Below are 11,255 nucleotides of genomic sequence, written 5' to 3'. Positions count from 1 at the left end.
TTTATGAACCTCCATCTTGGATTGGTATATATTCAATGTCTACAGTTATATTTTCAATATCAATACGTCCTATGTTTGTTGTCTGATTTTTTCCAAAAGTGATATATACAAAAAAGTCTGATGAATTCACAATGCTACTTCCCAAATTCAAATTTGAAAAATTAACAAAACAAGTATTAAAGGTATTGTATGGTATGTATGAACTTCCATTATTAAACGTTGTTTGAGTTCCATCAGTTTTTGTGTTAATGCTTACTGTGGGTCTTGGTATTTTGACTTGTGCAGATTGACTACTACAACTCCTGTTACGTGTGCTAATTGATACTTTCATATTTGATACTACAACATCATCAGGTATGCTAAAGTTAAAACCATTTACTTTGATTGGAGCAGGTGTATGTCTAGTTCCATTTTTACTTGCTATAGCACTATTATTTGTACATTTTGACCCACAAGTAGCATATGCTCCACTTGTGTAAATATTGCTTAAATTAGTCCATTCTCTATATGGTATTTTTGAACTGTCATTTATGAAGTTATATGATTTTGCAGTGAATTTAAGTTTTGTTGTATATTGAAGTGTTATTTTTTCAGAGGTTATATTTTCATATCTTCCCGTTGTGTCTGTGAAACTCATATAAACATCAAGAGTATTAGTTGTGGTTGTTATATCTAATGGCTCACTTTCAAATAATCCTTCTTCTTTGGTTTTGATTGTTTTTGTAAAGATTACTTTTTTTGTTGCGTCTGTTATTGTAGGATCTTCTACTCTGAGTGTTATATTTGTATATCCTATTCCTCTGTCTTGTTCATCGACAAATTGTCCTTTTACTTTCCATCCTTTGTATATTGTGTTATTATCAAGTATGAATTTGGTGCTATGTTTTATTGCATTAATTGTATATAATGAACTATTTTTTTGACCGTATTGAATATCACCGTCAAATTGAGCAATAAACTTTGTGTCTCCTATCTTGCTAACTGGTGTTATTATTGATGCTATTCCATCTGCACTTGTTTTAACATTTCCTATTAATTTGTATGATTCATTTTCAAAGAAGCTTATTGTTCTGTCATGAACTGGTTTACCTTCCTCATCTGTTAATTTTGCTGTTAAAACTACTTTATCATCTACTACACATCGTCCATAATTTGTGTTAGTTTCTTTATCTGATGATAATGATAAATTTGTATTGATAATTCCACATTTAATTTTAAATTCATCACTTGTTCCTTTATTGTAGGTTTCTTTTGATCCTATATACTGTTCTGCTGTGTATACTATATTATAAATTCCTTCTGTTGTGAATATGATTGAATCCTCTAATTTTTCAGAGTATTCTACTGTCGTAGTTGATGTTGTACCATCTGGGTATGTTATTGTTCTTTTAACAGTTGGATTACCCTCTATAGGATTTCCATATTCATCTTGAACTACTCCTGTAAATTTAATTGTTCCATTTTTCTTTACTCCATATGATTCAGGTGTTATACTAATTCTAAATTGCGGATTAAGACAGGTAACAATTATTGCATTGCTTCTTGCCTTTGAATATAAGTTATCTGCGTCACTGTTCCATAACGCGTATAATACATATTGTGACATAATTTTTTTTCCTGTTTTTTAGTTATTCTTTAAAAAATTTAGAATGAAAAAAAAGGGAGGTTAAGTTGTGAATGTAACTGTTGTTGTCATTGATCCACCATTAATTCCTTTTGCTTTATTTCCATTATAACCAATTTTCAAAGTATGTTGTCCAGTAGTGATTGAAGTGATATCTTTGATTTTAAAAATCATCGGTTTAGTATCTACAATAGGTAGGCTTGTTTTTGCATTCGGTGAGGCAGGATTTAGAAGTTCACAACTTATTCCGTCAATATATACTGTTGCAGTTCCTCCGGTTACATATCCTCCATATGTGTCAAGAATACTAAATTTTAATCCTTCCGTATTAATATCATTTTTGCTAAATGTTGTGCTTGTTGAATCAAGTTTTATAAGGACATCACGCTCAACCTTGTTATTTGCTCCTGCACCTGTATTTGATGTATAACGATATACTTGACTCGGAGTTGAATAGATGCCATTTGTTAATCCACTTCGGAAATATAAATAACCATTTTCTGCAAGCATATACATTGCCATTGTATTATAGATTAATTCTTTTACTGCTGTTTTTGTTCCAGGGTGATTGTCTCCATGATATGTTTGAAGTATACCTATCATATTATTTTTTGATGTTGTTTTTCCTGACATCGTAATCATTTTCTTAAATTTATCTAGCATTTGATAAAATGTAGTTCCATCATAATTTGAAATGTAATCATAAGAGTAAAGCATAGGCATTACAAAATCACAACAAAGAGAAAATTCCTTATAACTCTGATTGTATGCATTACATTTCCAAGCCTCATTAGTTGTATAAATTTCAGGAGAAACAGTGCTTGTTATAATATAGCTTCTTCCATTCATGATTTCAAGTTGTTTAATAAGATTTGTTAATTCTCTGATAACTCCTGTTATTTTATTAATCTTATTTGTATCAACATTTTGTCCGCTACGGTATCTACAATAATCTATACATATACCTGCAGTATCAGGATAATCAGTTAATACTTTTGTAATAGCATTTTTTACAAGTGTCAGACGTGAACTACTAGGACCACCACTATCTGTAATATCTGTACTATTTGGAAATACTGATATTACAGCATGTATTCTAAATTGTTTTGTATTTTTATACTCATATACTGTTTTATAGCTTGAATTTGACTCACTTGTTAAACTTGAATAGAATGTGAATAAGTCAGTATGGTTTGTACTTTGAACAGTTTCTTTAAACTGAGCATCATTAAAATTACTGCTACTGTTTACGAAGTATCCTGCTAATTTACTTGGTTGATTGTACATTCTTGTTTCTACATCAGTATTTATTTTTTCTAATTGAGTATCAGTTAATCCACTTGCTGTAGAAATATACTTCCATGTAAGCTTAGTTATATTTGTATTATTACCAATGATATATTGTCTATAACTTGTTGGTATGTTATAACTCCCTTGTCCATTTGTTATATTGATACTTCCCTCAGTTATAGATCCATTGTAGTCAATTTCATAATACAATACTCCTGTAAATGCTTTATTTAATGTATCTTTAACAGTTACACTTAATATTAAAGGATCATTTTCTTTTGCTCTTACATCAGTACTTCCAGGAGCTATTGTTGCTTTAGTATGATATGAATATTTAGCAGGTTGTGATTCAAAGTTTACATATCCAGGGTCGTCAATAAGCTTTGCAGTATAATAATACTCTCCACCAGATCTACCTCCAAAATAGTCTAGACTTTTTTTGATTGATTTTTGGGTTGTATTCGCAGGTTGTGTTCCATCAATAGCATTAAGTGTTGCGATAGGTGTTTCGTTCACATGAGTTCCATTTTTATCCGTTTCATAAAATACAATTTTTCCAGTTGCGTTCAAAGGATAATAGCATTTAAATTCATTGTCTTCACCTACTACACTTGCTTTTTCTGCTACCCATAATGATATGGAGTCTTGTTTTGTTACATTTAATGTGTATTTTGATTCTGTTATTGTCCCTGTCAAAGAGTCTTTACATATGAGTAGTAAATCATTTTTACCGTCTTGAATCATAGCACTATCAATATTGATATTTGTTCCTTCCATGATTGTATTATTTTTATCTTTTCCAAAATAACCCTCTGATACATTGAAAGTTCCATAGAATTCATCTCTTATACGACATTCGATTGTTCCTGTGTAAGGTTGATTATATATATTTGTAATATAACCGTAAAGTACAAGGTTTGTAAGTCTTTTTGCTTCAATTAATTTACTACTGTCTGCATTTTTACAATCTATTGTGAAACTTCCGTAAATTTGAAGTAGTTGTGATGTTGTTGTTGTGCTTCCAGCCATATATTTTTCATTACCCTCATAAACAAGAATATATGAGTATTCTCCTACTTCTTCAGTTACTGTTGTTGTTACTATTGCGGTTCCTTGATCATCAGATGTAAATGTATAGTTAGCGAATACTTTACCTGTTGTTGTATTTTTAAGTTCTATTTTTCCAGTATAATCACTTGGTGCTTTTATTTCAGTCGCTATTGTTTCTCCTTTCATACATCTTATATTTGAAAATGAAAATGTTGGAATTTCTTTTTTACTTACCTTAAAACTTTTTTGTTGGTTAAGAGCATAATAACGTTCAATACTAGGAAGTGAAGCAGTAACAGTATATGTTCCAATACTTAGTTTTGGAATTGTTAGTGAAGCAATACCATTACTATTTGTTGTGAGTGTTTGTGTTATCTTTGTTGCATTACTTGTATTTTGTTGATATACTACAGTTACTGTATCATTTGCTATAGGTTCATCTGTGTCTCTATCAGTGACTGTAATTTCAATTTTTACATCATCACCCTCATTATTTGCATAAGGTATATTTAGGTTCATTTTTCTTGTTCTTTTATCAACAAAAATACTTTTTTGGGTACTTGTTGAATCAAATTTCTGTGTGTTGATACTGAGTTCATACACTGCTTTTATATCCCAATTTCCTCTAGCACGTGGAGTGTATAGTATTGTTGCTACTCCTTTTGAATCAGTCTTAGCAACTCCTAGATATCGTGTATCATACATTGACATATTATATATTCCACCCTCACGTGGATATTCATAAAATTTTATATCATACTTAGGTATTGGATTGTTTGCACTGTCAGTGAATGTTGCGAAAATTTTAGTTTCTGTTTCCGTGGTGAATTGATTGCTATCAAATTTAAGATTCACATTTACATTTTCAGGGAGGTAGTGAATATTAAGAATATTACTATCATTCTGCCCATAATTTTGGTTTCCTTGATATGTACATTTAAGGTAAAAATTTTCACATTTTTTAGTATATGTGAATTTTGTTTTAGCTACATTATCAGAGTTAAGTGTTGATTCTGATGCTTCGAAAAGCACTTTCCAATCATTTTCATTATCAAGTGAATAATACCATATTACTTTATCATCTTTAAAACTTGCATCTTCATCTGCGACTGTTACACTAACTTCTAAAGGTTGTCCTGGTATAATATTGTTAACTGACGGTACAATTTCAACAGTTGGTACAGGTACTGCTTGGAATGAATATTTTTTTACATCTGTTCCATATTGTAATTTTCCTGTTGATGTTATTGAATTTGAATCACGATTATTGGTAATGAACATAATATGTGTAGAATTATCATAAATTGTAAAAGGAATTGTAAATGTACCGGCGTCATCATCACCTGATCCTGTTCTTGTCTCTGATATGGGAGGAGTATTATAATCAAGGTATAATGATATTAATTGATTTTTAGCAGGATTTCCTGTATTTGTTTCTATAAGTTTTCCTGTGATTTCAGTTGTTTGATGTTGAATAACTTTATCCGGAAAATTAATATCAGTAAAATTCACATTAGCATTAAAGTTTTTTCGTTCTTGAAATGGAAATGTAAACGAACCTGTAGCATCAGTTTTATAAATTTCATTATCATAACATTCTTTAATTTCATTATTATTTTCGTACAAATGAAACTTAGCATTTCGTATAGGATTCCCATCAACTGTTTTTAATGTTGCTTTTATGTTTACAGGTTGTGTATGGCTTGTTCTTGTTTCTTTTTCATCAAGAGTTAACACAGTTTTATAAAATCCTGACACGTAAACACTTTTTTCAGTTCCTCTATATCCATCTTCAAAACGGGTATAAAATTTAATATGATGTTTTCCGGAAGTGCTACAAATATAGTTGAAAGTTACTCTTCCATTTTCATTTGTTAGCTGTTGATCTGTGATAATAGTATCTACAGCAATATAAACCTGGTGATTTACAACAGGAACAAAATTACCATTATCATCTTTTGTTGTTAGATTACAAACTATAGCTACTGTTGTGTCAAGGTCTACTTTTATATCTTGATTTCCACCACTTGGATTTGTTATTTCAGCAGTCATGTAAGTTTCACGACCTAATGGTGTGAGTGTGAATACATTTTTTTCAAGTGATTTTATTTCAGATTTTCCTTTATAGGTTACATCTGAATAATAGTTTATAAATCCCTCTTTTGATGTTTTATGAGTCATAACATTTCCAAATACTCTTACATCAAGGGGTTTTATTATTTTTGGTTCTTTCATTTTATTATCAACTACTAATATTTTATTTTTATAAAAAAAAAATGAGTGAATTAAAAAAAAAAGGATAGTTGGATATTATTATCCATTTCTTAAAACACTCTTATTCATTTTAATTTTCATATTCGCATCAATTTCCTGGAAATCCTTATTACGTGCAATCATTTTCAAGGTATCACGATTTCCAAGTGTTTCACGTACAATACTTGTTATACTATCACGGTCAAGATTATTACCTCCATCAATATTTAAATTTAAATTTAGTGTAATTTCACCACTATGTGTTATATTATCATTTGTTCCACTATCACTGTTGGTTAATTCAAGTTTTGATGGAGAACCTGCATGACTCTGAGCAGGTGTCCAAGTTCTACGATTCATCCACCCCGTAGTATCCATCTTGTGACCTGCAACATTCGCCCAGTAATGTCCGAATTGATTCCAATGTCCATGAACTTTACTTGCAGGAAGTCCACAAGCATGAGCAAGAGCAATGAGGAAGTCTGTACTATCACTACAATTCATACCCCCATTATGTGCCGCGGCGACCCAATTTCCGTACCGTTCACTATCCCAGTAAAATTCGTAATGACATTGGCTAAATACATTTTCAGCCATACGACGGAAAGTGTCATAGCTTATTGTAGGCGTTCCGTTTTCAAATTCCTTAACTTTGAATAAGTCATTTCCTGTTGAATATTTACCAAAGATTTTAGGACCATTTACTTTCCATTCATTAGTCTTGTTTCTTATCCAATTTACGTTAGGTGTTACAATGTCACTCCAGCCTGCACCTTTACCTTTTTCATCGAAATATCGTAGAATATCAGGTGTAGCAATTAGATTACTATTTGGACTTTTCATGTATTCTATTTCAGCACCTGTAAGTAAAGGTCTTAATGTTATGGGATTCATTTTTGAATTTTGTTGAACTTGTGTAAGGGGTCTAACACTTCTTCTTACTACTGATCCAATACTTCTATTTGAAGTTCTTCCACGTCTACTTCCTCCTGCTCCTGGTGAACCTGCACCTCCCGGATTTCTAATTCTATTATAAAATGTTCGTATTGTATTCCATAAACTGTTAAATCTTTGTTCACTTTGTGATTTAATTTGTTGAGCCGCACTTATTATACTAGTTTTCATTTTTTCCCATGCTTGAATCATTTGTGTTGTAACTGATTTTGTACTTTTGAAAATTGAATTTAGATTATCTTGTGTTGTTTTTTTGATGCTTATCCATGAATTTTTATTTTTATTTGTAATATTATCTAGTTGTTGTGTCATCATAGAAGCTAATTGAGTATAACTTGAAATAATTTGTAAGTTATTTTGTGCGACAATATTTGCTCCTTGAGTACTTGAAAGTGAAATATTTTTTAAATTTGAGTCAATTGAAGCAAGTTGTGGATTTACAGTTGAAGTGAGTAATGAAATTGAGCTCATCATCATTTGACTATCTGTAGCAATTTGTTCTGAAGGAATTTTCATATTACTCATCATATTTCCCTCTTGTCCTATTGCTGTTGATGTAGATTCAATAGTATCTGGAAGAGTTGTTGGAGTTTCAATTGTAGGTGCTACTGTATTCATATTTGAAATAGCCTTATTATAAGTATCAGACATTGAATTAAAATCATTTTTATTAAATCCTGCTATCATTGATTCTCCTAGTTTTTCAGTTGCATCATTTAAAGTCATTCGATTTCCAAGAATTTCTTTATCTAGATATCTCATCTCCCCTGCAATTGCATGATACATATATCCAGGACTGTGAATACCAAGAGCATTTTTAAATCCATCTAACATTTGTCGTCCTAGATCTTTTATTTTTCCTACCAGATCACCAACACTATTTTTTATTTTATCTCCAATTCGCATAAGTTCGTCCCACATGATTTGAGGAAGTTGTTTTATTTTTTCTTTGAATTTATCTGCGAATTTTCTTGCACTTTCCTGAGCTTTTTGTACAAAGCTAGGAATCCATGTTTTAACCTTACTTATTGTATTTTGAAGCCAAGTCCAAATATCACTAGGTATTTTTTTAATTTTATCAATTATACCTTTTAAAAAATCAGTACCTGCTGTAACACCCTTTTGTGAAAATCCAGGAATCCAACTTACAACCGTTGAAATCGTTTGCATAAGCCAAGTCCAAAGTTGACCTGGAAGTTGACAAATCCAGCTAATAAAACCTGTAACAGCATTCCACGCAGAATTCACAAAACAAGTATATAAATTCATAGCCCAAGTCGAAACATTCAGAATAATAATATTCAGATAAAGCATAAATTGTTGAGGTAATGTTATAAGCCATTGAACAATACCAGTAAGAATACTCATACCCCACTCTGTAAGTTTTGTAAGAAGTCCACTAAACCATTCACCAAGCGATAAAATTAATTGATTTAAATATTCGGAAATAGTTGCAGGTAAATTCACAAACCATTGAATAATATTATTTAATAATTCACCACCCCAAGTAATTAAATTTGTAATTAATCCAGAGAACCATTCACCTATTGTTGTAAGTAATGATTCAAGACAATTATAAATATTTCCAGGAAGAGCAATAAACCATTGAACAATTCCATCAACAGCACTTCCAACACTACTTGAAAAATTATTAAATCCATCAATTACCCATTGAATACCACTCATCAACCAATTAAACGCACTTTGAAGTCCTCCCATAATTGCACTTCCAATTGCATTAATTGTATTTCTAACATCTTCATTTGTATTATAAAGATATACTAAAACACCGATTAGAGCAACAATTGCAATAACAACAATCATAATAGGATTCATACTCATAGCAACATTTAGTAATGTCTGAGCAATCGCCGCGGCACGTGAAACAATACTCATCAGTTTTAATGCTTCAACAAGTTGAACAATAGGAAGAACAATCATACTTACTGCAGAAAGTGCCATAATTGCAAGTCCAAGAATTACAATTACCTTTGTAATGCCCGGAAATCTTTGTTCAAGAGAACTCATAAAATCAAGGAAACCTGTTAAAATAGGAAGTAAATATTCACCAATTTCCCTCCCTACACCTTGAACAGTCATCTTAAATTTCATAAGTTTTCCATCAAATGAGTTTAAAAAGTCATTCATTTCAGGTTTTTTTTCAAGACAACGTTGTAAAGCTTGAGTATATCCATCAACATCTTCAGCTGTTCCTTTCCAACCATTGTCTATTAATTGTTGTTTGGTTATTCCCAGATTTCTTTGAAGTACAAGGAAATTTCCATTAAGTCCATCATATGCTTTATTCATCCAATTAGCGGCGGTTTCACCATCTTTACCCATTGCCATTGCATATGTTCCGATTGAATTTAATAAAGGTGGTGTTTTTTCAAGTTGTGCATTAGTTAGATTATATTTTAATCCTATTTGATTTACTGCTCCTGCAACTTTATTAAATCCTACAACCCCTCCACTTGTTGCTTCCTTTATTGATGATTGTAAATGTTTTGTTGCTTCAGCACTTCCTGTAATTCCGTTTGTTACTGAGGTAATTTGTTCTCTTGCTCGGGCAGCACCTATTGTAAATTCAGTTAGGCTTGATACTCCTATCATTCCAAATGCTGTTGAAATTGTTCCTGATAACATTCCCATATTTGATGAAATATTACTTATACTATTTTTTACTTCTCCAGCTTTTGTTTTAATATTATTAAATGCATCTGATGCTGATGTTTTTAATGAATTAAATTTTGTTTGAACAGTATTAATCGCATTTGAACAGGAATTACTTATTGATTGAAATGCACTCATACTTGTTGGTGATAGTGTTTGTAATGTTCCTTTTGCTACTGCTACTGTTCTTTCAAGTAGATTAAGTTGCCCTACAGCTTCACTTGCTCCTTGTGTTTGAATTTTAAGTTGTATTGCTTTTGATTCAAACTTTAGTGTTTCCATTCTTATTGAATTAAGATCTGCATTTACCTTTGTTTTCATATTTGAAATACTTTGTGAAACATTACTACTTAATCGGCTGAAAGCATTTGTTCCGCTTGTTTGAATGCTTGTTAGTGAACTTGTTACTCCACTTTTAATGCTATTGAAACTTGTTTTTATGCTGGTAGATAATGATGCGAATGAAGTTTTAATGCTATTTACAGGACTACTAAGTTTTGATATGCTTGTTGTGAGTCCATTTATACTATTTTTGGCTTGATTAGTACTATTTGACATTGATGTAAAACTATTTGATGATGAGTTTTTTAAGTTTAAACATTTTTGTGCTGTTTCTCCTATTTTGATTTTAAGTTTATCAATGAGTGATGTTGTTTCTTGTATATTGCTTGTTTTTGTATCTATGTTTATTGTTCGTTTTGTGTTTGCTAATTTATCTGCTTGACTTTTGATGTGTTCCATCGTTGTTTGCCATTTTTGTTTGATTTTTTCTGCTGAGTTAAGGAAAGGTTGTGCTAGACTACTTTCTTTGATTGATGTGCTTAGTTTTGTTGCTGTATTTTGTATGCTTGTTTTCATCATATTGAATGCATTATTTACTGTTGTTTTCATTTTTGTATATGCATTTTCTACTTTGGTGATAACTGGGATTTGTTTGTTTATCGAATCAGTAACTTGTTTATTGCTGTTAGCTACTTGACTGTTTGATGTTTTTGCTGTGTTTTCTACTTTTTTCATTGCCTTATCTATTTTTTCAAGGTTTTTGCTCATTTCATCTTTTGCTTTCAGAATGATTTGTAGAATTTGTTGTGATACCATTTTTGATTAATGCCTCCTATTATTTTTTTTTTGGATAATGTGGATAAGATTGAGGAATATTGAAAATAAGGATTATAAAAAGTTTTTATGAGTGAAGAGATTAAGGGTAACGAAAAAAAATATAAAAAAAATAATTATTTTAATTTTTAAAAGTTTTTTTTTACTATACTATATTAGACTATACTACTTTTTTTTCTACTCATAAAAAAAAAAATTTAATTTTTCCTTTTTTTTCATCCCATACAATTTTTTTTTATTATCCACCAATTTTCTGGTTTTAAATTATGAAAAAAAAGAGGTGTACTAGAATAAA

The 11,255-nt window shown here is 30.6% G+C and carries 3 protein-coding genes; all 3 read right to left on the bottom strand.

All coding sequences use genetic code 11. The features are described 5' to 3' along the window. Window position 1: 1 nt before the first annotated feature. The 3 genes from MSCUN_RS04870 to MSCUN_RS04860 all read right to left on the bottom strand — a co-directional run bounded on the left by MSCUN_RS04870 (window position 2) and on the right by MSCUN_RS04860 (window position 10,942). Window positions 2-1,606 (bottom strand): hypothetical protein, encoded by a 1,605-nt coding sequence (locus MSCUN_RS04870; RefSeq protein ID WP_095608520.1) that lies wholly within the window; start codon window positions 1,604-1,606, stop codon window positions 2-4. A 60-nt stretch (window positions 1,607-1,666) separates the two neighbouring features. Next, entirely contained in the window at window positions 1,667-6,199 is a 4,533-nt protein-coding gene (locus MSCUN_RS04865; protein WP_095608521.1) for an Ig-like domain-containing protein, read from the bottom strand. 78 nt (window positions 6,200-6,277) lie between these two features. Beyond that, window positions 6,278-10,942: a phage tail protein gene (locus MSCUN_RS04860; protein ID WP_095608522.1), complete on the bottom strand. Its 4,665-nt coding sequence runs from the start codon at window positions 10,940-10,942 to the stop codon at window positions 6,278-6,280. Window positions 10,943-11,255 lie beyond the last annotated feature (313 nt).

It is taken from the genome of Methanosphaera cuniculi, assembly GCF_003149675.1.
Lineage (GTDB): Archaea > Methanobacteriota > Methanobacteria > Methanobacteriales > Methanobacteriaceae > Methanosphaera > Methanosphaera cuniculi.
The sequence above is the reverse complement of the archived record's forward strand: the minus strand, read 5'-3'. Positions and strand labels throughout refer to the sequence as shown.

Bases quoted from the DNA above. Each gene is read 5' to 3' on its own strand.
- MSCUN_RS04870 (WP_095608520.1), bottom strand. From the start codon at position 1,606: ATGTCACAATATGTATTATACGCGTTATGGAACAGTGACGCAGATAAC.
- MSCUN_RS04865 (WP_095608521.1), bottom strand. From the start codon at position 6,199: ATGAAAGAACCAAAAATAATAAAACCCCTTGATGTAAGAGTATTTGGA.
- MSCUN_RS04860 (WP_095608522.1), bottom strand. From the start codon at position 10,942: ATGGTATCACAACAAATTCTACAAATCATTCTGAAAGCAAAAGATGAA.